This is a genomic window from Pseudomonas sp. K5002, assembly GCF_013386655.1.
Lineage (GTDB): Bacteria > Pseudomonadota > Gammaproteobacteria > Pseudomonadales > Pseudomonadaceae > Aquipseudomonas.
This window is the reverse complement of sequence record NZ_JACARK010000027.1, coordinates 617-23,742: the sequence shown is the minus strand read 5'-3', so window position 1 is coordinate 23,742 and position 23,126 is coordinate 617. Positions and strand designations below refer to the sequence as shown.

General features: G+C 59.6%; 24 protein-coding genes and 1 tRNA gene. 19 read left to right on the top strand and 6 right to left on the bottom strand.

Going from position 1 to position 23,126, the window contains the following annotated elements; genetic code table 11:
- The first annotated feature begins 173 nt into the window (after window positions 1–173).
- The 17 genes from HX846_RS01485 (at window position 174) to HX846_RS01405 (ending at window position 13,379) form a co-directional block, all read left to right on the top strand.
- Window positions 174–527: a ribbon-helix-helix domain-containing protein gene (locus HX846_RS01485; RefSeq protein ID WP_043225921.1), complete on the top strand. Its 354-nt coding sequence runs from the start codon at window positions 174–176 to the stop codon at window positions 525–527.
- A gap of 218 nt (window positions 528–745) precedes the next feature.
- The gene (locus tag HX846_RS01480) at window positions 746–967 is read left to right on the top strand and encodes an FmdB family zinc ribbon protein (RefSeq protein WP_003209804.1); all 222 of its coding nucleotides are present in this window, start codon (window positions 746–748) and stop codon (window positions 965–967) included.
- A 108-nt stretch (window positions 968–1,075) separates the two neighbouring features.
- Window positions 1,076–2,851: an aspartate--tRNA ligase gene (gene aspS / locus HX846_RS01475; protein WP_003209808.1), complete on the top strand. Its 1,776-nt coding sequence runs from the start codon at window positions 1,076–1,078 to the stop codon at window positions 2,849–2,851.
- A gap of 151 nt (window positions 2,852–3,002) precedes the next feature.
- Window positions 3,003–3,749, top strand: coding sequence for a YebC/PmpR family DNA-binding transcriptional regulator (locus HX846_RS01470; protein WP_003209810.1), 747 nt, complete (start codon window positions 3,003–3,005; stop codon window positions 3,747–3,749).
- A 155-nt stretch (window positions 3,750–3,904) separates the two neighbouring features.
- Complete coding sequence (gene ruvC / locus HX846_RS01465; protein ID WP_003209812.1) at window positions 3,905–4,429, top strand: crossover junction endodeoxyribonuclease RuvC; 525 nt, start codon at window positions 3,905–3,907, stop codon at window positions 4,427–4,429.
- A gap of 115 nt (window positions 4,430–4,544) precedes the next feature.
- Window positions 4,545–5,156, top strand: coding sequence for a Holliday junction branch migration protein RuvA (ruvA, locus tag HX846_RS01460; protein WP_003209814.1), 612 nt, complete (start codon window positions 4,545–4,547; stop codon window positions 5,154–5,156).
- Window positions 5,157–6,215, top strand: a complete 1,059-nt coding sequence (ruvB, locus tag HX846_RS01455) for a Holliday junction branch migration DNA helicase RuvB (protein WP_003209815.1) — start codon at window positions 5,157–5,159, stop codon at window positions 6,213–6,215. It begins immediately after the preceding gene.
- A 138-nt stretch (window positions 6,216–6,353) separates the two neighbouring features.
- Window positions 6,354–6,809: a tol-pal system-associated acyl-CoA thioesterase gene (ybgC, locus tag HX846_RS01450; protein ID WP_008432379.1), complete on the top strand. Its 456-nt coding sequence runs from the start codon at window positions 6,354–6,356 to the stop codon at window positions 6,807–6,809.
- Window position 6,810: 1 nt separating this feature from the next.
- Window positions 6,811–7,506 (top strand): protein TolQ, encoded by a 696-nt coding sequence (gene tolQ, locus HX846_RS01445; protein ID WP_003209819.1) that lies wholly within the window; start codon window positions 6,811–6,813, stop codon window positions 7,504–7,506.
- A 23-nt stretch (window positions 7,507–7,529) separates the two neighbouring features.
- Entirely contained in the window at window positions 7,530–7,982 is a 453-nt protein-coding gene (gene tolR / locus HX846_RS01440; protein ID WP_161635741.1) for a protein TolR, read from the top strand.
- Complete coding sequence (tolA, locus tag HX846_RS01435; RefSeq protein WP_003209823.1) at window positions 7,982–9,055, top strand: cell envelope integrity protein TolA; 1,074 nt, start codon at window positions 7,982–7,984, stop codon at window positions 9,053–9,055. The genes tolR and tolA overlap by 1 nt, the downstream gene beginning before the upstream one ends.
- 17 nt (window positions 9,056–9,072) lie before the next feature.
- On the top strand, window positions 9,073–10,353 hold the full coding sequence (gene tolB / locus HX846_RS01430) for a Tol-Pal system beta propeller repeat protein TolB (protein WP_032868196.1): 1,281 nt from the start codon (window positions 9,073–9,075) through the stop codon (window positions 10,351–10,353).
- A gap of 55 nt (window positions 10,354–10,408) precedes the next feature.
- Window positions 10,409–10,909: a peptidoglycan-associated lipoprotein Pal gene (gene pal, locus HX846_RS01425; protein WP_003209827.1), complete on the top strand. Its 501-nt coding sequence runs from the start codon at window positions 10,409–10,411 to the stop codon at window positions 10,907–10,909.
- 6 nt (window positions 10,910–10,915) lie between these two features.
- A complete protein-coding gene (gene ybgF / locus HX846_RS01420) occupies window positions 10,916–11,749 on the top strand; it encodes a tol-pal system protein YbgF (RefSeq protein WP_023659229.1) in 834 nt (277 codons plus the stop codon).
- Window positions 11,750–11,913: 164 nt separating this feature from the next.
- Window positions 11,914–12,561 carry a 7-carboxy-7-deazaguanine synthase QueE gene (queE, locus tag HX846_RS01415; RefSeq protein WP_003209831.1) on the top strand — a complete coding sequence of 216 codons (648 nt, stop codon included), beginning with the start codon at window positions 11,914–11,916 and terminating at the stop codon, window positions 12,559–12,561.
- Between the two features lies 1 nt (window position 12,562).
- On the top strand, window positions 12,563–13,240 hold the full coding sequence (gene queC / locus HX846_RS01410) for a 7-cyano-7-deazaguanine synthase QueC (protein ID WP_177009706.1): 678 nt from the start codon (window positions 12,563–12,565) through the stop codon (window positions 13,238–13,240).
- A 63-nt stretch (window positions 13,241–13,303) separates the two neighbouring features.
- Window positions 13,304–13,379, top strand: a tRNA-Lys gene (locus tag HX846_RS01405).
- A 118-nt stretch (window positions 13,380–13,497) separates the two neighbouring features.
- Here the strand turns inward: HX846_RS01405 and pstB are convergent.
- The 5 genes from pstB to lldD all read right to left on the bottom strand — a co-directional run bounded on the left by pstB (window position 13,498) and on the right by lldD (window position 18,536).
- Window positions 13,498–14,277, bottom strand: coding sequence for a phosphate ABC transporter ATP-binding protein PstB (gene pstB / locus HX846_RS01400; RefSeq protein WP_178964827.1), 780 nt, complete (start codon window positions 14,275–14,277; stop codon window positions 13,498–13,500).
- The gene (gene pstA / locus HX846_RS01395) at window positions 14,277–15,149 is read right to left on the bottom strand and encodes a phosphate ABC transporter permease PstA (RefSeq protein ID WP_003209837.1); all 873 of its coding nucleotides are present in this window, start codon (window positions 15,147–15,149) and stop codon (window positions 14,277–14,279) included. Before pstA ends, pstB begins: the two co-directional genes overlap by 1 nt.
- On the bottom strand, window positions 15,146–16,141 hold the full coding sequence (gene pstC, locus HX846_RS01390) for a phosphate ABC transporter permease subunit PstC (RefSeq protein WP_003209839.1): 996 nt from the start codon (window positions 16,139–16,141) through the stop codon (window positions 15,146–15,148). The genes pstA and pstC overlap by 4 nt, the downstream gene beginning before the upstream one ends.
- A gap of 66 nt (window positions 16,142–16,207) precedes the next feature.
- On the bottom strand, window positions 16,208–17,224 hold the full coding sequence (gene pstS / locus HX846_RS01385) for a phosphate ABC transporter substrate-binding protein PstS (RefSeq protein WP_003209841.1): 1,017 nt from the start codon (window positions 17,222–17,224) through the stop codon (window positions 16,208–16,210).
- Between the two features lie 169 nt (window positions 17,225–17,393).
- Window positions 17,394–18,536 carry an FMN-dependent L-lactate dehydrogenase LldD gene (gene lldD / locus HX846_RS01380; protein ID WP_003209842.1) on the bottom strand — a complete coding sequence of 381 codons (1,143 nt, stop codon included), beginning with the start codon at window positions 18,534–18,536 and terminating at the stop codon, window positions 17,394–17,396.
- Window positions 18,537–18,643: 107 nt separating this feature from the next.
- Here lldD and HX846_RS01375 point away from each other — a divergent pair, with 107 nt between their 5' ends.
- Window positions 18,644–19,549 (top strand): LysR family transcriptional regulator, encoded by a 906-nt coding sequence (locus tag HX846_RS01375; protein WP_003209844.1) that lies wholly within the window; start codon window positions 18,644–18,646, stop codon window positions 19,547–19,549.
- Here the strand turns inward: HX846_RS01375 and HX846_RS01370 are convergent.
- Window positions 19,546–21,504 carry a PAS domain-containing sensor histidine kinase gene (locus HX846_RS01370; protein WP_177028598.1) on the bottom strand — a complete coding sequence of 653 codons (1,959 nt, stop codon included), beginning with the start codon at window positions 21,502–21,504 and terminating at the stop codon, window positions 19,546–19,548. The two genes, HX846_RS01375 and HX846_RS01370, sit on opposite strands and share 4 nt — an antisense overlap.
- A gap of 359 nt (window positions 21,505–21,863) precedes the next feature.
- On the opposite strand from HX846_RS01370, the gene HX846_RS01365 reads away from it, so the two are divergent.
- Window positions 21,864–23,126 (top strand): OmpP1/FadL family transporter (locus tag HX846_RS01365; RefSeq protein ID WP_178964826.1); only part of this gene is annotated, 1,263 nt, incomplete at its 3' end.

The window sequence follows — 23,126 nt, the reverse complement described above, 5'->3', positions numbered from 1 at the left end:
GCATGCCTGCTTCCCGGCGATTTCCGTGATTCCGCGAGCTTCCTGATACGCGCGTTGGCTTGTCCTACGGTGATCGGCTCCCTGTCTTCTGGCTGCACTTGTCGTCTTGATGTTTTATAGCTCAACGGCCAACGAGAACATGAGTGGCCGTCAGGCAATGGAGTGTCAAGTGTATGTCACGCGGAGCAGGTAATGGAGTTATGGAAACGTGCGGATTGCACAAGATAAAGGTAGATCCCTTTGCCAAGGGGTTCGATATGAACTTGGCCAGGCCATTGTCCCGATCGGTTCGGCTTAATGGTTTTTCGACGTGTTTGCGGCTCGAAGAGGTGTATTGGAATATCCTCGCGGAGATCGCCAGGATCAATACGTGTTCGGTCAGTGCGCTGCTGTCTTACGTGGACCGGGAAGTGCACTTGCGTTATGGCGGTGTAAAGAACTTCAGCGGTCTGGTCAGGGTGGTTTGCGTGGTGCATGTATTGAAAGGGCGGCTTGTCGCGCCCAGTGTCCAGCCGGACCCTGCATGAACCTTGTGCCGGGCGCCCGTCCCGGGATTGCCCCGGCTCGGGCGCCCGGCAGAAGCCTGCTGCAGTCATCTATATAAAGAGCAGCGCGCCGCTACGGCTGCACAGCCTCGATTTACCAGATATAATCCCGGGCTTTGCTGCGCATGCCGGGACTTTCCCACAGGATAGAGCCAGGGCAGGGCGTGGCGCAGTAATGATCTGATCGCCGAGACATCTCCATGCCCATGTACGACTATCAATGCGCTTCCTGTGGTCATCAGTTGGAAGCCATTCAAAAGATCAGCGCAGCGCCGCTGGTCGATTGCCCTGCCTGCCAGGCACCGGAGCTCAAGAAGATGTTGTCCATGCCGGGCTTTCGCCTGAGTGGCAACGGTTGGTACGAGACCGACTTCAAGACCGGTTCGAAGAAGAATCTGGCCGGCGGCGACAAAGCAGACTGAGTTGAACTCTACGCGCAGGCTCCTGCATTATCCGTCACCTGACTTAGCTGTACGGTGATGAGGCGGGCCTCCACCGAATTTCGAATTACGAGAAGCGAAACCACTATCATGATGCGCAGCCACTATTGCGGCCAACTGAACGAGACCCTGGAAGGTCAGGAAATCACCCTTTGCGGATGGGTTCACCGTCGCCGCGACCACGGCGGGGTGATCTTCCTCGATATCCGTGATCGTGATGGTCTGGCCCAGGTGGTGTTCGATCCGGACCGCGCCGAGAGCTTCGCCGCCGCCGATCGCGTGCGCAGCGAGTACGTCGTGAAGATCACCGGCAAGGTTCGCCTGCGTCCGGCCGGTGCCACCAACGCCAACATGGCGTCGGGCATGATCGAAGTGCTGGGTTACGAACTGGAAGTGCTGAACGAGTCGGAAACTCCGCCGTTCCCGCTGAACGAGTTCTCTGACGTTGGCGAAGAAACCCGCCTGCGTTATCGCTTCCTGGACCTGCGTCGCCCGGAAATGGCCGAGAAGCTGCGCCTGCGTTCGCGCATGACCACCAGCATCCGTCGCTTCCTCGACGAGAACGGCTTCCTCGACGTCGAGACGCCGATCCTGACCCGTGCTACCCCGGAAGGCGCCCGCGACTACCTGGTGCCGAGCCGTACCCATGCCGGTTCCTTCTTCGCCCTGCCGCAATCGCCACAGCTGTTCAAGCAACTGCTGATGGTCGCCGGCTTCGACCGTTACTACCAGATCGCCAAGTGCTTCCGTGACGAAGACCTGCGGGCCGACCGCCAGCCGGAATTCACCCAGATCGACATCGAGACCAGTTTCCTCGATGAAAAAGAGATCATGGGCATCACCGAGCAGATGATCCGCAACCTGTTCAAGGAAGTGCTGAACCTGGAGTTCGGCGAATTCCCGCACATGACCTTCGAAGAAGCCATGCGCCGCTACGGTTCCGACAAGCCAGACCTGCGTAACCCGCTGGAACTGGTTGACGTTGAAGACCAACTGAAAGATGTCGACTTCAAGGTGTTCAGCGGCCCGGCCAACGACCCGAAATGCCGTATCGCCGCACTGCGCGTGCCTGGCGCTGCGAGCATGCCGCGCAAGCAGATCGACGACTACACCAAGTTCGTCGGCATCTACGGTGCCAAGGGCCTGGCGTACATCAAGGTCAACGAGCGCGCCAAGGGCGTTGAAGGCCTGCAGTCGCCAATCGTCAAGAACATCCCTGAAGCCAACCTCAATGTGATCCTGGATCGTGTTGGCGCGGTTGACGGCGACATCGTGTTCTTCGGTGCCGACAAGTCGAAGATCGTCAGCGAAGCGCTGGGTGCACTGCGGATCAAGGTCGGCAACGACCTGAACCTGCTGACCTGCCAGTGGGCGCCGATGTGGGTTGTCGACTTCCCGATGTTCGAAGAAAACGACGACGGCAGCTTCAGCGCACTGCACCACCCGTTCACCGCGCCGAAGTGCACGCCGCAAGAGCTGGAAGCCAACCCGGCTGGCGCTCTGTCCCGTGCCTACGACATGGTGCTCAACGGCACCGAGCTGGGTGGCGGTTCGATCCGTATCCACCGCAAGGAAATGCAGCAATCGGTCTTCCGCCTGCTGGGCATCAACGAAGATGAGCAGCAAGAGAAGTTCGGCTTCCTGCTCGACGCCCTGAAATACGGCGCGCCACCCCATGGCGGCCTGGCCTTCGGCCTGGACCGTCTGGTGATGCTGATGACCGGTGCCCAGTCGATCCGTGAAGTGATTGCCTTCCCGAAAACCCAAAGTGCTGCCGACGTCATGACGCAAGCGCCGGGTGTGGTGGATGCCAAGGCACTGCGCGAGCTGCATATCCGTCTGCGCGAGACACCAAAGGCTGAGTAAGGCCGCAGCGTGAAAGCGCGATAAGGTTTTACATTGTCAGCTAAGGGCGCATCTTCGGATGCGCCTTTGCGTTACAAGGGCTGCACGTTAAAGAGGGAAGTCCCGCCTGGGGCGGGCTCGACAGGTTTCTACAGAATTTCGGAGTTGTGTTATGGCTGGCCATTCCAAGTGGGCGAACATCAAGCACCGCAAAGAGCGTCAGGATGCCAAGAAAGGCAAGATCTTCACCAAGTGGATTCGCGAGCTGACCGTTGCCGCGCGCCAGGGTGGCGGTGACCCGGGTTCCAACCCGCGCCTGCGCCTGGCCCTGGACAAAGCCCTCGGCGCCAACATGAGCCGCGACATCATCGACCGCGCCGTGGCCCGTGGTGCCGGTGCGGCCGATACAGACGACATGGTCGAGTTGAGCTACGAAGGCTACGGCCCGGGTGGCGTGGCGGTGATGGTCGAGTGCATGACCGACAACCGCAACCGTACCGCGGCTGCCGTGCGCCATGCGTTCAGCAAATGTGGCGGCAACCTCGGCACTGACGGTTCGGTGGCCTACCTGTTTGAGCGCAAGGGGCAGATTTCCTTCGCGCCTGGCGTGGATGAAGATGCGCTGATTGAGGCGGCAATGGAGGCCGATGCCGACGACGTGGTGACCAACGAAGACGGTTCCATCGACGTGTTCACCTCGTTCGCGGGCTTCTATTCGGTGCGTAACGCCCTGGAAGCGGCTGGTTTCAAAGGCACCGACGCGGAAATCGTGATGCTGCCGACTACCAGCGCCGAGCTGGACCTGGACGGGGCGCAGAAGGTACTCAAGATGCTCGACATGCTTGAAGACCTGGATGACGTGCAGAACGTCTATTCCAATGCCGATATTCCGGAATCGGTGGCTGAACAGCTAGGCTGAAGGATGATGCAGATCTAATGTGGGAGCGGGCTTGCTCGCGAAGGCGGCGTGTCAGTCAGTCAATACGGTGACTGATACACCGCCTTCGCGAGCAAGCCCGCTCCCACATTTTGATCTTGGCTATATCAAGAATTTTTTATCCAACTGCAGGCGTTATGACTCTAATCCTAGGTATCGACCCCGGTTCGCGAATCACCGGCTTTGGCGTGGTCCAACAGACCCCGCGAGGCTGCGTGTACGTGGCGTCGGGCTGTATCCGTACCGGCGCCGGCGAGTTGGCCGAGCGCTTGCAGATCGTGTATCGCGGCGTGCGTGAAGTGATCCAGACCTATGGGCCAGTGACCATGGGCATCGAAAAAGTGTTCATGGCGAAAAACGCCGACTCCGCCCTGAAGCTCGGCCAGGCCCGCGGTGCGGCCATTGTGGCCGGAGCCGAGGAGGGCATGGAGATCGCTGAATACACCGCGACCCAGGTCAAGCAAGCCGTGGTCGGTACCGGTGCTGCCAATAAAGAGCAGGTGATGATGATGGTCATGCACATGCTCAAACTCACCGCCAAACCGCAAATCGATGCCTCCGACGCCCTGGCCATTGCCATTTGCCATGCCCATACCCGTTCCAGCCTGATGCCCCATGGCTTGGGGACCGCACGCAGTCGTGGCGGCCGGCTGCGTCTCTGATAGCATCAGCGCATTCATTCTGCGTGGGGTGCATGAACGGCCTGTGCTGTCGGCCGGCATGCCCGCGTTATTACCGGCCAGGCCTTGATTTGAGCCGATTCTTAAGGATTCGAACGTGATTGGACGCTTGCGCGGCACCCTGGCTGAGAAACAGCCACCGCACCTGATTCTGGATGTAAACGGGCTGGGTTATGAGCTTGAAGTGCCCATGACCACCCTCTACCGCTTACCGTCGGTCGGTGAACCGCTGACCCTGCACACTCACCTGGTGGTGCGCGAAGACGCGCAATTGCTCTATGGGTTCGTTGGCAAGCGTGACCGGGATTTTTTCCGTGAGCTGATCCGCCTCAACGGCGTGGGGCCGAAGCTGGCGCTGGCGCTGATGTCGAGCCTGGAAGTGGATGAATTGGTGCGCTGTGTGTCGGCCCAGGACACGTCCGCGCTGACCAAGGTACCGGGCGTTGGCAAGAAAACCGCCGAGCGCCTGCTGGTGGAGCTCAAAGACCGCTTCAAGGCCTGGGAGGTTGTGCCGAGCATGTTTGCCCTGGTGCCCAACCAGCCTGATGCGCCGGGTGTGCCGGTGGCCAGCGCTGAAAGCGATGCGGTCAGCGCGCTGATCTCCCTGGGCTACAAGCCGCAAGAGGCGAGCAAGGCCGTGTCAGCCATCAAGGACAAGAACCTGAGCAGCGAAGACATGATCCGCCGCGCCCTGAAGGGAATGATTTAAGTGATTGAAGCTGATCGTCTGATCGCGGCCACCGGGCCTCGTGATCGTGAAGAAATCCAGGACCGGGCGATTCGCCCCCTGAGCCTTGCCGAATACATCGGCCAGCCCACCGTGCGCGAGCAGATGGAGCTGTTCATCCAGGCCGCGCGCGGGCGCAGCGAGTCCCTGGACCACACGTTGATCTTCGGCCCGCCCGGGCTCGGCAAGACCACCCTGGCCAACATCATCGCGCAGGAAATGGGCGTGTCGATCAAGTCCACCTCCGGCCCCGTGCTGGAGCGCCCGGGCGACCTGGCGGCGCTGCTGACCAACCTGGAGCCCCACGACGTACTGTTTATCGACGAGATCCACCGGCTTTCGCCCATCGTCGAGGAAGTACTGTACCCGGCCATGGAAGACTTCCAACTGGACATCATGATCGGTGAAGGCCCGGCGGCGCGCTCGATCAAGCTCGACCTGCCACCGTTCACGCTGGTGGGTGCGACCACCCGTGCGGGCATGCTGACCAACCCGCTGCGAGACCGTTTCGGGATTGTTCAACGTCTAGAGTTCTATAGCACGGCGGATCTGGCCACCATCGTCAGCCGTTCGGCGAGCATCCTTGGCTTGCCCCTGGACCCGGAAGGCGCCTTTGAAATCGCCCGCCGCGCCCGTGGTACCCCGCGGATTGCCAACCGTCTGCTGCGCCGGGTGCGCGACTTTGCCGAAGTGCGGGCCAAGGGGCATATCACCAAGCCCGTGGCAGACCTGGCGCTGAACCTGCTGGATGTGGATGAGCATGGCTTTGATCACCAGGACCGGCGCCTGCTGTTGACCATGATCGAGAAGTTCGACGGCGGCCCGGTGGGCGTGGACAGCCTCGCCGCCGCCATCAGCGAAGAGCGGCATACGATTGAGGATGTACTGGAGCCGTATCTGATTCAGCAGGGCTACATCATGCGCACGCCAAGGGGGCGTGTGGTCACCCGGCATGCGTATCTGCACTTTGGGTTAAACATTCCGTCACGATTGGGCGAGATGCCCGTAGTAGACGAATTCCTCGATGCAGTAGACGATTAAAAACGCTTGGCGATTCGATTTATTCGGAGTTTGTGCTGTCCTAGTGGCTGGCGTCGTCATTCTTTCGTTAGAAATGTGCCACAGAATGAAAAACAGTTGCCTGGCCGGATTGGCAACCTGAGGAGTAAGCACTAGAGTATGCGCGCGCAAAACGGGGATCAGTCGTTCGCACATCGCTGTCGCGTTTATTACGAGGACACCGATGCTGGCGGCATCGTTTATTACGTCAATTACCTAAAGTTCATGGAGCGGGCTCGAACCGAGCGGCTACGGGAGCTGGGCTTTGCCCAATCCCAGCTGGCAGGGGAGGACCTGTTGTTTGTCGTGCATTCCAGCGAGGCGCGTTACCACGCGCCGGCGCGACTGGACGACGAGCTGCTGGTCAGCGCAGAAATAACCGAATTGAACCGTGCCAGCCTGCGCTTTAAACAGCAGGTCAGGCGGGCTACGGATGCAACGCTGCTCTGTGAGGGGCAGTTCCTGGTGGCCTGTGTTCGCACCAATAGTTTGAAACCCCGGGCCATTCCCGAAACTCTACGCGCGGCCTTTGCCGGCGTGAGCGGCGCGGGTAAACATTCAGAGCAGGAGATTTAGCGTGGAACCTACCGTCGTCGACCATTCCTCCATGTGGAGCCTGGTCAGCAATGCCAGTGTCGTGGTTCAACTGGTGATGCTGGTCCTGGTAGCCGCATCGGTTACCTCTTGGGTCATGATTTTTCAGCGCAGCAACCTGCTGCGTGCTGGTCGACGTGCCCTGGAGAGCTTCGAAGAGCGCTTCTGGTCGGGTATCGACCTGTCCAAGCTGTACCGCCAGGCGGGCAGCAACCCGGACCCGGATTCGGGCGTCGAGCAGATCTTCCGCGCCGGCTTCAAGGAATTCTCCCGTCTGCGCCAGCAGCCAGGCGTTGACCCGGAAGCGGTCATGGAAGGCGTGGCCCGTGCCATGCGCGTCGCCATCTCCCGCGAAGAAGAAAAGCTTGAGCAAAGCCTGCCGTTCCTCGCCACCGTCGGTTCCGTCAGCCCGTATATCGGCCTGTTCGGTACCGTATGGGGGATCATGAACTCCTTCCGCGGCCTGGCCCAGGCCCAGCAAGCGACCCTGGCCACCGTGGCCCCGGGTATCGCCGAAGCGCTGATCGCCACCGCCATCGGTCTGTTCGCAGCTATTCCCGCAGTAATCGCCTACAACCGTTTTGCCGCTCGTGGCGAAACCTTGATCAGCCGTTACTACACCTTCGCCGATGAATTCCAGGCGATCCTGCACCGTAAAGTGCACACCAGCGAAGAATAAGCAGGTAATTCCCAATGGCTTTAATCGCTCGAGCTCGCAAAAAGCGCAAGCCGGTCGCCGAGATGAACGTAGTGCCTTACATCGACGTGATGCTGGTGCTGCTGGTTATCTTCATGGTGACCGCGCCGATGCTCAATCAGGGCGTGAAGGTTGATCTGCCCAAGGTTTCCAGCGAAGCCTTGCCGCAGGACAACAACACCCAGGTCCTGACCATTTCGATCAAGGCTGACAAGACCTATTACTGGAACCTTGGCAGCGAAGTCGACACTCAGAAACAGCAGGACAAGGCCATGACCTTGCCGCAGATGACTGATGCCGTGACCAAGATCATTCGCGCCGGCAACGAAGGTGGCAAGCACACCCAGGTGTTCATTCGCGGCGACAAGGTCGTCGACTACGGCTCCGTCATGGGCGCCATGGGCGGGCTGCAGAAGGCCGGGGTCGGTAATGTTGGCTTGATTACCGAGGCGCCCTGATGCACCAACAGCGAGAGCCGTCCGCCTCGGAAAGCTACTTCTGGCCTAGCGTCTGGGCAATTGCCCTGCACGTCCTGGTGTTTGGCATGCTGTTCGTCAGCTTTGCCATGACCCCGGACCTGCCGCCAGCCAAGCCGATCGTGCAGGCGACCCTGTATCAGCTGAAATCGAAAAGCCAGGCCACCACCCAGACCAATCAGAAGATTGCGGGTGAGGCCCAGAAGTCGGCTGCGCGCCAGACTGAAGTCGAGCAGATGGAACAGAAGAAGGTCGAGCAGGAAGCGGTGAAGGCTGCTGCGGAACAAAAGAAAGAAGAGGCGGCTCAAAAGGCCGAGGAATCGAAAAAGGCTGACGAGGCGAAGAAAGCTGCAGAGGCGCAAAAGGCTGATGAAGCCAAGAAAGCCGATAAAGCTGCCGAAGCCAAGAAGGCTGAAGAGAAACAATTGGCTGATATAGCCAAGAAGAAATCTGAAGAAGAAGCCAAGAAGGCTGCCGAAGAAGAGGCCAAGAAAAAGGCCGCTGAAGACGCGAAGAAAAAGATAGTCGAAGACGCGAAGAAGAAAGCCGCGGACGACGCCAAGAAGAAAGCTGAAGCTGACGAGGCGAAGAAGAAGATCGCCGACGATGCGAAGAAGAAAGCTGCTGCCGATGCCTCCAAGAAAAAGGCCCAGGAAGCAGCGCGTAAATCGACCGAAGACAAAAAGGCCCAGGCCTTGGCCGATTTGCTTTCCGACACGCCGCAGCGCCAGCAAGCCTTGGCCGATGAACGTGGTGATGAAGTCGCGGGCAGTTTCGACGACCTGATTCGTTCACGGGCAGCGGAAGGGTGGACCCGTCCTCCTTCGGCACGTAAAGGCATGACAGTAGTGCTGCAGATCGGCATGTTGCCGGACGGTACGGTGACTTCGGTCAGCGTGGCCAAGTCCAGTGGCGACGGTTCGTTCGACAGTTCGGCGGTAGCAGCGGTCAAGAACATTGGCCGGTTGACCGAGATGCAGGGAATGAAACCAAGCGACTTCGCTCCCTACCGTTCATTCAAGATGACATTCACACCTGAGGATCTAGCCTTGTGAGAAACCTTCTTCGAGGAATGCTTGTCGTTATTTGCTGCATGGCAGGGATAGCGGCGGCGGATGAAAAGAACATCCTGGTCACCAGCGGTAGCGATCGGGCCACCCCGATCGCCGTTGTGCCGTTTGGCTGGCAGGGCGGCAGCGTGCTGCCGGACGACATGTCGCAGATCATCAGCGATGACCTGCGCAACTCCGGCTACTACGCACCGATCGACAAAGGCAACATGATCAGCCAGCCGACCCAGGCCAGCGAAGTCATCTTCCGTGACTGGAAAGCGCTGAACGCCCAGTACCTGATGGTGGGCAGCATCACGCCCGCCGGCGGTCGCCTGCAGATCCAGTACACCCTGTTCAACGTCGCGACCGAGCAGCAAGTGCTGACCGGCAGCGTGTCGGGCACCACGGATCAGCTGCGGGACATGGCGCACTACATCTCCGACCAGTCGTTTGAAAAACTGACCGGGATCAAGGGTGCCTTCTCCACGCGCTTGCTCTATGTAACGGCCGAGCGTTTTTCGGTAGACAACACTCGTTACACTTTGCAGCGTTCCGACTATGACGGCGCTCGTGCAGTGACGCTGCTGCAATCCCGTGAGCCGATCCTGTCGCCGCGTTTCGCGCCAGATGGCAAGCGTATCGCCTACGTGTCCTTTGAACAGAAGCGTCCACGGATCTTCGTCCAGCACATCGATACCGGTCGCCGTGAGCAGATCACCAACTTCGAAGGCCTGAATGGCGCGCCAGCCTGGTCGCCGGATGGTTCACGCCTGGCATTCGTGCTGTCCAAAGATGGCAACCCGGACATCTACGTGATGAACATGGCTTCGCGCCAACTGAGCCGTGTTACCAGCGGCCCGGGCATCAACACCGAACCGTTCTGGGGCAAGGATGGCTCGACCATCTACTTCACCTCCGACCGTGGCGGCAAGCCGCAAGTCTACAAAACCAGCGTCAACGGCGGCGGCGCCGAACGAGTGACCTTTATTGGTAACTACAACGCTGCACCGAAGCTTTCGGCTGATGAAAAGACGTTGGTGATGATTCACCGTCAGGATGGTTTCACTAATTTCCGGGTTGCGGCCCAGGATTTGCAGCGTGGAACCGTAAAAATCCTTACAGATACCAACCTTGATGAGTCAGCTACTGTTGCGCCCAACGGCACCATGGTAATCTACGCCACCCGCCAGCAGGGCCGGGGAGTCTTGATGCTCGTGTCCATTAATGGACGCGTAAGGCTCCCGCTTCCTACCGCTCAAGGCGAAGTCAGAGAACCGTCCTGGTCCCCTTACCTGAACTGACGCGGCGCTACAAAAAGAAGTACTTAACACACTGGGGTTCATTAGGAGTTTCACGATGGAAATGCTGAAGTTTGGTAAGTTTGCTGCTCTGGCTCTGGCTCTGTCCGTAGCCGTTGGTTGCTCGTCTAAAGGCGGCGACAATGCCGGTGAAGGCGCAGCTGTTGATCCAAACGCTGGTTACGGCGCTAACACTGGTGCAGTTGACGGCTCCCTGAGCGAAGAAGCTGCTCTGCGCGCTATCACCACTTTCTACTTCGAATACGACAGTTCGGACCTGAAACCAGAAGCCATGCGCGCTCTGGACGTTCACGCGAAGGACCTGAAAGCTAACGGCGCTCGCGTTGTTCTGGAAGGTAACACCGACGAACGTGGTACTCGTGAGTACAACATGGCACTGGGCGAGCGTCGTGCGAAAGCCGTTCAGCGCTACCTGGTTCTGCAAGGTGTTGCTCCAGGCCAACTGGAACTGGTTTCCTACGGTAAAGAGCGTCCAGTTGCTACTGGCCACGACGAGCAGTCCTGGGCTCAAAACCGTCGCGTCGAACTGCGTAAGTAATTCGTCATGCGAACGTGCCGTCGTGCTCTAACTGTATTGGCTCTCAGCCTGGCACCGCTTGCGGTGTGGGCTGCGGTTCCTGTGGAAGATAGCAACTCTGGCTATAACAATAGCGGGAGCAGTTATCCGCCAGCGGGTTATGGCACGAACGGCGCCTATGCCGGGGGCGCGGCAACTGCCGCGCCTTCGGCACAGGGCGAACTGTTCAACCAGCTGCAACGCATGCAGGATCAATTGTCGCAGCAACAAGGCACGATTGAGGTTCTGCAGAATCAAGTGAACCAGCTGAAGCAAGAAGGCCTGGAGCGTTACCAGGATCTTGATCGACGCATTGGAGCCGGCGTTACACCAGCCGCCACTCCTGATAATTCTTCTGCCGGTGGCGCCGCAAGCGCCGCCGGTGGTGCAGCGGCAGGGGCCGCGGCTGCGAGCCAAGCCCCTGCCGCCAGCAGCGAACCGGGTGATCCTGCGAAGGAAAAGCTGTATTACGATGCAGCCTTCGACCTAATCAAAGCCAAGGATTTCGATAAGGCCAGCCAGGCTTTTACCGCATTCCTGCGCAAATACCCGAACAGCCAGTACGCGGGCAACGCCCAGTACTGGTTGGGTGAGGTGAACCTGGCCAAGGGTGATCTGCAGGGCGCAGGCCAGGCATTTGCCAAGGTCAGCCAGCTGTACCCCAAGCACGCCAAGGTGCCGGATTCGCTGTACAAACTGGCTGACGTAGAACGCCGCCTGGGTCATACCGACAAGGTCAAAGGCATTCTGCAGCAGGTGGTGGCCCAGTATCCGGGTACCTCTGCGGCCCAGTTGGCTCAGCGGGATCTGCAACGCATGTAAGCGTCGCAACCCGTTCAGAAGAAACCCGCGCCCTGCGCGGGTTTTTTCGTTAGAATCCACGCCCTTTTATGAAACACGCTTCCTGGGGTTTACGCGTTGGCGCAATTCCTTGAAGTGCCTGACGGAGGCGGACAGCCTGTTTAGCTGTTACGCCCGTGGCGACTATGCAAGACACATTACGTATCACCGAAGTTTTTTACTCGTTGCAGGGTGAAACGCGCACTGCCGGGCTGCCCACTGTATTTGTGCGCCTCACCGGTTGCCCGCTGCGTTGCCAGTACTGCGACAGCGCCTACGCCTTCAGCGGCGGCACCGTGCGCACCCTTGAAGACATCCTTGAGCAGGTGGCCGGTTACCGGCCGCGTTATGTCTGCGTCACGGGTGGCGAGCCCCTGGCACAGCCCAATGCCATTCCCTTGCTCAAGCAGTTGTGCGATGCCGGTTACGAGGTGTCCCTGGAAACCAGCGGCGCCCTCGATATCTCTGCAGTCGACCCTCGGGTCAGCCGAGTCGTCGACCTCAAGACCCCAGGCTCCAAGGAAGTGCACCGCAACCGCTACGAGAACATCGAGCTGCTGACGGCCAACGACCAGGTCAAGTTCGTCATCTGTTCCCGTGAAGACTACGACTGGGCGACCTCCAAGCTGATCCAGTATGGCCTGGACCGCCGCGCCGGCGAAGTGCTGTTTTCCCCCAGTCATCATGACCTGAATGCTCGCGACCTGGCCGACTGGGTCGTTGCAGACAACCTTCCGGTGCGTCTGCAACTGCAGCTGCACAAGTACCTGTGGAACGATGAGCCGGGGCGCTGAGATGACTGATCAAAAACGTGCGGTGATCCTGCTGTCCGGCGGCCTCGACTCCGCGACCGTGGTCGCCATGGCCCGTGCAGAAGGCTACAGCTGCTACACCATGAGCTTCGACTACGGCCAGCGTCACCGTGCCGAACTGAACGCTGCCGCCCGTGTCGCCCGAGACCTGGGCGCGGTTGAGCACAAGGTGATCGGCCTGAATCTCGACGGCATGGGTGGCTCGGCGCTGACCGACAGCTCCATCGACGTGCCGCAAGGCCCCAGCGAAGGCATTCCGGTGACCTACGTGCCGGCACGCAACACGGTCTTCCTGTCCCTGGCCCTCGGCTGGGCCGAGGTGCTCAATGCCCGCGACATCTTCATCGGCGTCAACGCCCTGGACTACGCCGGATACCCGGACTGCCGCCCCGAGTACATCGAGTCGTTCGAGCGCATGGCCAACCTGGCGACCAAGGCCGGTGTAGAAGGGCAGGGCTTTCGCATCCTGGCGCCGCTGCAGAACCGTAGCAAGGCCGATATCGTGATGGCTGGCGTAGGGCTTGGCGTCGATTACTCGCTGACTGTTTCCTGCTATCAGGCAGACACTGATGGTCGCGCTTGTGGGAAATGCGACAGCTGCCGACTGCGTGCAGAGGGCTTCCAAGCGGCCGGAATTACTGACCCAACGCGTTATTTCTGATTTATTTTAAATAAGGTGTTGAATAATCCTTAGAAATCAGTATTATACGCGCCACCACACAGCGGGTCGTTAGCTCAGTTGGTAGAGCAGTTGGCTTTTAACCAATTGGTCGTAGGTTCGAATCCCACACGACCCACCATTTTTGGCGGTTTAGAAAATCCGGAAGGCCCACGCAAGTGAGGATTTCCGGGTTTTTTTTTGCCCAGTAAAAAGCCGATCACTCTCGCGACAGAGAGTGATCGGCTTTTTTGTTAAAGCTAGCCAAACCGCCCGGTGATGTAGTCCTCGGTCTGTTTCATCTTCGGCTTGGTGAAGATCTCATCCGTATTGCCATGCTCAATCAGTTCGCCCATGAACATGAACGCGGTGCTGTCGGATACCCGCGCGGCCTGCTGCATGTTGTGGGTCACGATGATCACCGTGTATTGCTCTTTCAGCTCGGTGATCAACTGCTCGATGCGCCCGGTGGAAATCGGGTCGAGCGCCGAGGTCGGTTCATCCAGCAGCAATACCTGTGGGCGCAGCGCAATGGTGCGGGCGATGCACAGGCGTTGCTGTTGTCCGCCGGAAAGACTCTGGGCGCTTTGTTTGAGTTTGTCCTTCACCTCATCCCACAGCGCCCCGCCGCGCAAGGCTTGCTCGACTCGATCATCCATTTCCCGGCGCGACAGCTTTTCGTGGTGACGCACGGCATAGGCGATGTTGTCGTAGATCGACATCGGGAACGGCACCGGCTTCTGGAAGACCATTCCGACGTGGCTGCGCAGGCGGTTCATCGAATAGCCGGGGGCGAGGATGTTTTCGCCATTGAGCAGCACTTCACCGCGGGCTTCCTGCTTCGGGTACATCGAGTAGATACGGTTGAACACCCGCAGCAAGGTCGACTTGCCGCAGCCCGATGGGCCGATGATCGCGGTGATGCGTCTTTCCGGAATGTCGATGTCGATGGATTTCAGCGAACGCTGGTTGTTGTAGAAAAACTCCAACCCACGGACACGGATTTTGGTTTTTTCAGGATCAAGGCGGGTCGATTGCATCAGTGGGACCTATTGCGCAAAAGAATCAGGCGAGACAGCAAGCTCAGCACCAGCACGAACATCGTCAGTACCAAGGCGCCTGCCCATGCGAGGGAGTGCCAGTCATCGAAGGGGCTCATGGCGTACTGGAAAATAACCACCGGCACGCTGGCAATCGGCTTGAGCAGGTTGCTGCTCCAGAACTGGTTGCCGAAGGCGGTGAACAGCAGCGGCGCGGTTTCCCCGGTAATCCGCGCCAGCGCCAGCAGGATGCCGGTCACCACGCCGGCCTTGGCCGCTCTCAACACGATCTGCAACGTCAGTTTCCACTGGGGTACGCCCAGGGCCAGGGCCGCTTCGCGCATGGTGGAAGGTTGCAGTTGGAGCATCTCGTCGGTCGTGCGCACCACCACCGGAATCACCAGCAAGGCCAGCGCCAGGGCACCGGCAATGGCGGAGAAACCTACCTGGTGATTGGTCAGCAGGTTCAGCGGCAGGATCACCCCGGTGTAGATGAACAGGCCCAGCACGATCGACGGCGCGGACAGCAGGATGTCGTTGATGAAACGCACCGTGGTACCCAGGCGCGAGTGCCGTGCGAATTCCGCCAGCCAGATACCGGCCATCAGTCCGATGGGCGTGCCAATCAGCAGCGCAATCCCGGACATCAGGGCGCTGCCATAAAACGCGTTGGCCAGGCCGCCGTCTGTTCCGGGTGGCGGCGTCATCTCGGTAAACAGGCGCAGGTTGAGCGCCTGAAAGCCGTTGATGATGGTGGTCAGCAGAATCCACGCCAGCCACAGCAGGCCAAAGACTGTCGCGCCACAACTGAGCAGCATGGCCACCCGGTTCTTCAAGGCACGCTTGCGGTACAGGCGTTCGTTGCTGCTCATAGGCCCTCCTTGCGGGACAGGCGCATGAGCATCAGCCGCGCCAGTGCCAGCACCACGAATGTCACGATAAACAGCAGGAAGCCCAGGGCGATCAGCGCCGAACGATGCAGGTCGGTGTACGCCTCGCTGAACTCGTTGGCGATGACGGACGCGATGGAACTGCTGGGCATCAGCAACGAGGCGGAGAACTGTTGCGCGTTGCCCAGCACGAAGGTGACGGCCATGGTTTCACCCAGGGCGCGACCGAGGCCGAGAAAGATCCCGCCGACCACTGCCGAACGGGTGTAGGGCAGGACGATGTCCCACACCACTTCCCAGGTAGTACTGCCCAGTGCGTAGGCCGACTCCTTCAATTGAGTCGGCACACTGCGGAAAACCTCATGCATCACCGACGTGATGAACGGCGTGATCATGATCGCCAGCACGATGCCGGCGGTCAGCATCCCGATGCCCAGCGGTGGCCCCTGGAACAGCGATCCAATAAACGGAAGCGCACCCAGGTAATCGTTGATCCAGGGTGACAAGTGTTCAGCCATAAAGGGCCCGAAAACAAACAGGCCCCACATGCCATAGATAATCGAGGGAATGCCCGCGAGCAATTCAACGGCGGAGGCGACCGGCATTCTGAGCCAGGGCGGCGCCACTTCGGTGAGGAAAATCGCGATGCCGAAACTCACCGGCACCGCAATCAGCAACGCCAGCAACGAGGTGACCAAGGTGCCGTAGATCGGTACCAGGGCGCCGAAGTGGTTGTTGACCGCATCCCACTCGGTGCTGGTGATGAAACCGAAACCGAAGGTCTTGAAGGCCAGGCCACCGCCCCACAGGGTGGAGGCGGCGATGCTTGCCAAGAGCAGCAGCACCAGCATCGCGGCCCCGAACATCGAGCGTTTGAACCACAGATCGTGGCGCTGATCGCGAGCGGCGCGGCTATCACCCGACACGTCGCTTGCGTGAGTAGTCATAACCAGGGGTTGCACGGTGTCGTTCATATCAGAAGTGCTCACCCGCCTCCTTCAAGCATGCAGATGCTTGAGGAAGGGGGCTATAGAGGCGGATCAGTGGGCGAAGTCAGACTTCCAGTAACCTTCGATCCGGGTCACGAGGGAATCGGGCAACGCTACGTAGTCCAATGCCGCAGCCTGCTGCTGACCTTTTTCCAACGACCATTTGAAGAAGTTGAAAGCGGCCTGGCTTTGCTCGGCGTTTTTTGCCTGCTTGTACATGATGATCCAGGTGGTCGCCGTGATCGGCCACGCGTTCTCGCCCGGTGCGTTGGTCATGATCAGGTTGAAGTCATGGGCGTTGGCCCAATCGGCAGTATCAGCCGCTGCCTGGAAGGCCTTGGCGTTGGGCTCGACGAATTTGCCGGACGCGTTCTTCAGTGAGGCGTAGGTCATCTTGTTTTGCAGGGCGTAGGCGTATTCAACAAAGCCGATGGAGTTCTTGATCTGCTTCACGTAGGCCGAAACACCTTCGTTACCCTTGCCGCCCACACCGACCGGCCACGGCACGGTGGTGCCGAAACCGATTTTGGTTTTCCAGCCATCACTGACCTTGGAGAGGTAGTTGGTGAAGTTGTACGAGGTGCCCGAGCCGTCCGAGCGGTGGACCACGGTGATATTCGCGCCCGGCAGTTTCAAGCCGGGGTTGAGGGCGGCAATCGCCGGGTCGTTCCAGGCCTTGATGTCACCGAGGAAGATCTTCGCCAGCACATCACCATCGAGTTTCAGCTGGCCAGCTGCAACGCCCTCGACGTTCATCACCGGCACGATGCCGCCAATCACGCTTGGGAATTGGCCGAGGCCGCCGGCCTTCAGTTCATCCGCCGACAGCGGCGCGTCGGACGCACCGAAGTCCACGGTAGCCGCCTTGATCTGGGCGATACCACCACCGGAGCCGATGGACTGGTAGTTGATCCGGTCACTGGAGCTTTTGCTGTATTCCTGGGACCACTTGGATAGCACCGGGTAGACGAAACTGGAGCCTGCGCCCGTGACGTCAGTGGCGTGAGCGACACCACTCAGGCACAGGGCAGTGAACAACACTGACAGACTCTTTTTGGTCAGCAACATCACGACGACACCTCAAAGGAAGGGGGCAGGTGGAGGACTCCACCTGCCTGGGACGTGACGATTTAATTCCTGAAATGTGTCTGTTTAATGACGGTTTGGCTTTATGAAGAAACATTTAGAAATATCTGTGGGCGACCCCGGAAGGGATGTTCCGAGGTCGCTGCACTGATCAACCCTGGCTGCGCACCAGGATCGACTCATCGATCTGGGCGATCGACGTGACTCCGGTCAACGTCATGGCCACGCGCATTTCCTTGGCGAAGATATCCAGCAGGTTCTCCACGCCACGCTGCCCGTCGGCGGCCAGTGCGTAAGCCTGTGCACGGCCCAGCAGAACGCCCTTGGCGCCCAGCGCGAGCATGCGCACCACGTCCAGCCCCGAGCGTACGCCGGAGTCCACCAGCACCGTCAGATCGCTGCCCACGGCTTGTACGATAGGCGCCAGTGCCTTGGCTGTGGACAGCACGCCATCCAACTGGCGCCCGCCGTGGTTGGAGACGACGATGCCGTCGGCACCAAAGCTCACCGCGTCCTTGGCATCCTGTGGGTCGAGGATGCCTTTGATGATCATCGGGCCTTTCCAGAATTCGCGGATCCACTCCAGGTCTTTCCAACTGATGGAAGGGTCGAAGTTGTTGGCCAGCCAGCCGATGTAGTCCTTCAGTTGGGTGGGCTTGCCCAGGTACTTGGAGATGTTGCCCAGGTCGTGGGGGCGACCCAGCAGGCCCACATCGAAGGCCCAGGCTGGTTTGGTCATGGCCTGCAGGATTTGGCGTTGCGGCCCGTAGGCACCGGACATACCCGAATGGGCATCGCGATAACGCGCGCCGGGGGTGGGCATGTCGACCGTGAACACGAGGTTTTTCACCCCGGCGGCCTGGGCGCGCTCCAGGGCGTTTTTCATGAAGCCGCGGTCTTTCAGCACATACAGCTGAAACCAGATCGATTGCGGGCTCTGGGACGCCACTTCCTCGATCGGGCACACGGAAACGGTCGACAGGCAAAACGGAATGCCCTTGTTCGCTGCCGCCTTCGCCGCCTGGACTTCACCACGCCGGGCAAACATGCCGGTCAGGCCCACCGGGCTGAGGACCACCGGCATCGCCAATGGCTGGTCGAACAACGTGGTTTCAAGGCTCAGGCTTTCGACGTTGCGCAGGATGCGCTGGCGCAGGCTGATATCCGACAGGTCCGAGCTGTTGGCCCTGAGGGTGTGTTCGGCGTAGGCGCCGCCGTCGATGTAGTCGAACAGGAAACGCGGCAGTTTGCGGCGGGCGGCTTCGCGGTAATCCGATGCAGACGAAATGATCATGAACAGTGATGCCCCGAGTGAAGAAAACGGTGGGGTGAGGATAGACAAAGGCCTTTCATGGTAAAAACAACTTTTCCAACTTGAATCAAGTCGCAAACGGAATACTCATGAACCTTCGTACGTTGCTGGCCTTTGTCGAAGTAGTTCGCCAGGGCAGCTTCTCACAAGCAGCCGAGGTGGTTTCGCTCACCCAGTCTACCGTCAGCAAGGCGGTCAAGACTCTGGAAGATGAATTGGGCACGCCGCTGTTCAATCGCATCGGCCACAAGAGCGAGCTCACGGCCGCCGGCGAAATTGCCTACCGCCGAGCGCTGGTGTTGCTGGCGGAGCGCAGTGACCTGGTGGCCGAGATCAACGACTTGCTGGGGCTCAAGCGCGGTGTATTGCGCATCGGCTTGCCGCCGGTGGGCAGTGGGGTGCTGTTTGCGGCGATGTTTGCCTTGTATCGACAGCGTTATCCGGAAATCGAGATCGAGCTGATCGAGCATGGCAGCAAGAAGTTGGGCGAATGCCTGGAGGCCGGGGAGGTGGACCTGGCCGCGTTGCTGGTACCGGTGGCGGGAGAATTTGAATATCAGGATGTGCGCGTCGAGCCACTGATGGTGGTGATGCCGATCGACCATCCTTTGGCCGGGCGTAAAAGCGTCGATTTTTCCGACCTGGCTGACTCGCCCTTTATTCTGTTCGAGGCCGGGTTTGCGCTTAACCGGATCATTCTCACGGCCTGCGAGCGCAGAGGCGTAGTCCCGCGTATCACCGCCCGCAGTGCGCAGATCGACTTTATCGTCGACCTGGTTGCCGCGGGCCTGGGTGTCGCGTTTCTACCGAGCATGCTGGCTTACAAACACCTGCACGCCGGCATCGCCCTGATCCAGCTGGACGAACCCCAGACTGATTGGCACATCGCCCTGGCTTGGCGGCGACAGGCGCACTTGCCACCGGCGGCGCGGGCCTGGCTGGATCTGGCCCTGGAGATGGGGAATGTTCCGGACACGACCCGGCCTGCGGTCTAGCCTTGTGCGACCAGGGGCAGGCGGCTCTTGACGACTTTTTGCAACAGCAGGGCCAGCACCTCGGTGGAATACGGCTTTTGCAGCAAGACAAAACGGCTGGCCTCTTCCTGGGCGATACGCGCGTATTCGTCGTTGTAGCCGGTGGTGAGCACCACCGGCAGCCATGGGTACAAGGCTTCGATTGCGTCCAGCAACTCCAGGCCACTCATGCCGGGCATGGAGATATCGGAGAACACCACCTGGAAGCTTTCCGGGTTGGGGGCCAGGGCTTCCAGCGCGCTGTTCGCATCCGGCACCCACAGCACGTGAAAGCCCATCTGCTCCAGGGTTTGCGAGGTGTACAGGCCCACATCGGCGTTGTCCTCGACCATCAGCACGCACAAGCCTGAGACGATGGGCGAAACGCTGGTGTCTTGAGGTACCGGCATGGCACTTGGCTCGACCTTGGGCAGGTACAGCGTAAATTGGCTACCCCTGCCGCACTCGCTCTGCACCAGGATTTCCCCGCCTGATTGCTTGGCGAAGCCGTACACCTGGGACAAGCCCAGGCCGGTGCCCTGGCCGATACCCTTGGTGGTGTAGAAGGGCTCAAAGATCGCGTCGAGTTTTTCCGGCGGGATACCCGAGCCGGTGTCCGCCAGTTCGATGGTCACGTAATCGGCGACGCGTACCGGGTGAGCGCGAACCGAGGGTAGCCAGGTTGCCGTCGAAACGGTGATGGTCAAATGCCCGTTGCCGGCCATGGCATCCCTGGCGTTCACCACCATGTTGACCAGCGCGGTATCGAACTGGCTTTCGTCGGCGTTGATAAAGCAGGCGTCGTCAGGCACCTGGATGCTTACCTTGACCCGCGAGCCGGTCAGGCTGTCCATCATCTCGCCCACCCGCTTTACACTTTCGCCGACGTTGAACACCTCGGGTCGCAAAGCCTGGCGGCGGGCGAATGTGAGCAGCTGGGCCGTCAGGCGGGCCGCGCGATCGACCGTGCTGGCGATGGCTTCCACGTATTTCACGCGGCGTGCTTCGCTCAGGGCAGGTGGCTTGAGCAAGTCGGCACAGGACTTGATCACCGTCAGCAGGTTATTGAAATCATGTGCGACACCGCCAGTGAGTTGGCCGATGGCTTCCAGTTTCTGTGACTGACGCAGGGCGTCTTCCGACAGTCGCAGGGCTTCCTTGGCTTCTTCCTCAGCCTGGATGTCGCGGCCCACGGCGTGGATGTAGTCGCTGTCGGGCACGGCCGTCCAGGCGATCATGCGGTAGCTGCCGTCCTGGTGGCGGTAACGGTTCTTGAAATTGGGGAAGTTCTTGCCATCGCCCAAACGGCTGACCGCCGAGGATGAGACGGCCAGGTCGTCGGGGTGAACCAGGGCCAGCAACTGGCTGCCCACCAGGTCGTTTTCGGCGTGGCCGAGCATGCGTGTCCAGGCCGGGTTCACGGCGGAGATCACACCGTCGAGTTGTGCCACCAGCATCAGGTCCGGCGACAGGCGCCAGATACGGTCGCGATCGCGAGTGCGCTCGACCACCCGCTGTTCCAGGGACTCGTTGAGTTTGCGCAGGGACTCTTCGGCTTCGCGCAGGGGCGTGATGTCCCGGGATACGCAGAGGATTTTCTCCGGCAGGCCGTCACTGCCCATGATCGGGCTGACGTTCACGTGCCACCATTTAAGGTTGCCGGCCAGGGTGTGGGCAGCGCCGACAAAGCTGGCATTGCGACCGGCCTTGGCGGCCTCAACGGCAGCCTTGGCATCGAGATTGCCCTGGTCGTGCCAGAAGTCGGGCCAGGGGCAGCCGCGGATCGCATTGAAGTCGCTGACTTCCATGATCTGCTTGCCGCCTTCGCTCATGAAGGTCAGGCGGGCGTCGAGGTCCAGCACCTTGATGCAATCGTTGATGCTGGCAAGCACGCGTTCGGTGAAGGCTTCGCTGTGGTTGAGGCCCGCGGCGGACAAATCACTCTCGCCAGATTCAGGTGGGCTGTTTGTCTCAGGACCCGTCCCGATAGTGCTATTCATTTGAGTGCTGCCACGCGTGTTAAATGGCCGTCATCATGTCATTGCGACACTTATATCACCAGCGCCTTCACGCTTATTCGATGGCAGGCAATCCGGCATGCTCCAAGCGTGACGGCGAGATTAAAACCCGTCAGTCATATTCAGGTTCCGGGGTCTGAACAAGTGCTGGAAAAACCGTCGAAGTCTTTGAAAGAAATAGGATTGTCGGACAATTTTGCGCATGAAAAACTCTTCATAATTTGCCCGCTCGAAGATTGGTAGCTTCCTCTCGCTGCCCAATAATTCGAGTTCTAATAATGAATAAAAAACTCTTCAAGAGCGCTTTGGCGCTGTCGATTTCCCTTGCCTCCACTTCCTTGTTTGCCGGTGGTTTCGCCCTCAACGAACAAAGCATCAGTTCAATGGGGACCGGTTACGCCGGGCGTTCCTCCTCCGCGGATGACGCCAGCACGGTGTTCGGCAACCCGGCGGGCATGTCTCGCCTCAAGCAGAATGAAGTGAGCATCGGGGCGACCTACCTGGATGCCAAGTCGAACATCAAGGACGCCAGTTCCAGCCAAGGTGGCGTGGACAACCCCGGCACCAACAAAGGCGATATGGTCCCCGGCATCGCCGTACCGATGGGCTACCTGGTGACGCCGATTGATGAACACTGGGCGTTTGGCCTGGGAATCTACGCGCCGTTCGGCCTCGTGACCGACTATGAACACAGCTTCCAGGGCAATGGCTTTGGCAACAAAAGCAAGGTTCAAGTCATCACCGTGCAGCCAACCGTCAGCTATGCCTTCAACGACAAGGTTTCGGTGGGCTTCGGTCCGACCTTCAACCGTATCAGTGGCGAACTGGACTCCAAGGTCCCGGCATTTGGCCTCGGCACGGAAAACGTGAAGGTCAAGGGCGACGACACCGCCACCGGTTTCAACGCCGGTATCCTGGTGCAGCCGATTGAAAGCACGCGCATTGGTGTGACCTACCACTCGCAGGTTGTGTATCACCTGTCGGGCAAAACCAACGCCTCGGGGGTGCTCACCGACCTGGTGGATGGCGGCCCGCAGCGGTATGACGCCAAGCTGGATGTCACCACGCCGTCGTCCGTGGACTTCTCGGTCACCCATAAACTCAACGATGACTGGACCCTGTACGTCGGCAGCACCTACACCCGCTGGAGCCAGTTGAAGAAGATTACGATCAACAACAGTGGCGTCTCTGACCTCGCCACCGAACTGGCCGGCCTGAACTCCATCACCGAAGAACAGCACTGGCATGACACCTGGTCTCACGCCATCGGCCTGTCGTACCAGTTGAACAAGCAACTGGTGCTGCGTACCGGCTTTTCGGTGGACCAGACGCCCACCAACAACACCGACCGGTCCGTACGTATTCCTACGGGCGATCGCACGGTGTTCAGCTTGGGCGCCGGCTGGACGCCAGTGGATAACCTGACCTTCGACGTCGCTTATTCCTACCTGAAAGAAGAGCCGATCAAGGTCCGCGACAATAATCCGCAACTGGCGCTGACCTACGACGCCAAGTATGAAAACAGCGCCAACGGTTTCGGC

Bases quoted from the DNA above. Each gene is read 5' to 3' on its own strand.
- pstB (WP_178964827.1), bottom strand. From the start codon at position 14,277: ATGCAATCGACCCGCCTTGATCCTGAAAAAACCAAAATCCGTGTCCGT.
- ruvC (WP_003209812.1), top strand. From the start codon at position 3,905: ATGACTCTAATCCTAGGTATCGACCCCGGTTCGCGAATCACCGGCTTT.
- ybgC (WP_008432379.1), top strand. From the start codon at position 6,354: ATGCGCGCGCAAAACGGGGATCAGTCGTTCGCACATCGCTGTCGCGTT.
- queC (WP_177009706.1), top strand. From the start codon at position 12,563: ATGACTGATCAAAAACGTGCGGTGATCCTGCTGTCCGGCGGCCTCGAC.
- HX846_RS01375 (WP_003209844.1), top strand. From the start codon at position 18,644: ATGAACCTTCGTACGTTGCTGGCCTTTGTCGAAGTAGTTCGCCAGGGC.
- aspS (WP_003209808.1), top strand. From the start codon at position 1,076: ATGATGCGCAGCCACTATTGCGGCCAACTGAACGAGACCCTGGAAGGT.
- pal (WP_003209827.1), top strand. From the start codon at position 10,409: ATGGAAATGCTGAAGTTTGGTAAGTTTGCTGCTCTGGCTCTGGCTCTG.
- tolA (WP_003209823.1), top strand. From the start codon at position 7,982: ATGCACCAACAGCGAGAGCCGTCCGCCTCGGAAAGCTACTTCTGGCCT.
- HX846_RS01470 (WP_003209810.1), top strand. From the start codon at position 3,003: ATGGCTGGCCATTCCAAGTGGGCGAACATCAAGCACCGCAAAGAGCGT.
- pstA (WP_003209837.1), bottom strand. From the start codon at position 15,149: ATGAGCAGCAACGAACGCCTGTACCGCAAGCGTGCCTTGAAGAACCGG.
- pstS (WP_003209841.1), bottom strand. From the start codon at position 17,224: ATGTTGCTGACCAAAAAGAGTCTGTCAGTGTTGTTCACTGCCCTGTGC.
- HX846_RS01480 (WP_003209804.1), top strand. From the start codon at position 746: ATGCCCATGTACGACTATCAATGCGCTTCCTGTGGTCATCAGTTGGAA.
- queE (WP_003209831.1), top strand. From the start codon at position 11,914: ATGCAAGACACATTACGTATCACCGAAGTTTTTTACTCGTTGCAGGGT.
- lldD (WP_003209842.1), bottom strand. From the start codon at position 18,536: ATGATCATTTCGTCTGCATCGGATTACCGCGAAGCCGCCCGCCGCAAA.
- HX846_RS01485 (WP_043225921.1), top strand. From the start codon at position 174: ATGTCACGCGGAGCAGGTAATGGAGTTATGGAAACGTGCGGATTGCAC.
- tolB (WP_032868196.1), top strand. From the start codon at position 9,073: ATGCTTGTCGTTATTTGCTGCATGGCAGGGATAGCGGCGGCGGATGAA.
- ybgF (WP_023659229.1), top strand. From the start codon at position 10,916: ATGCGAACGTGCCGTCGTGCTCTAACTGTATTGGCTCTCAGCCTGGCA.
- pstC (WP_003209839.1), bottom strand. From the start codon at position 16,141: ATGAACGACACCGTGCAACCCCTGGTTATGACTACTCACGCAAGCGAC.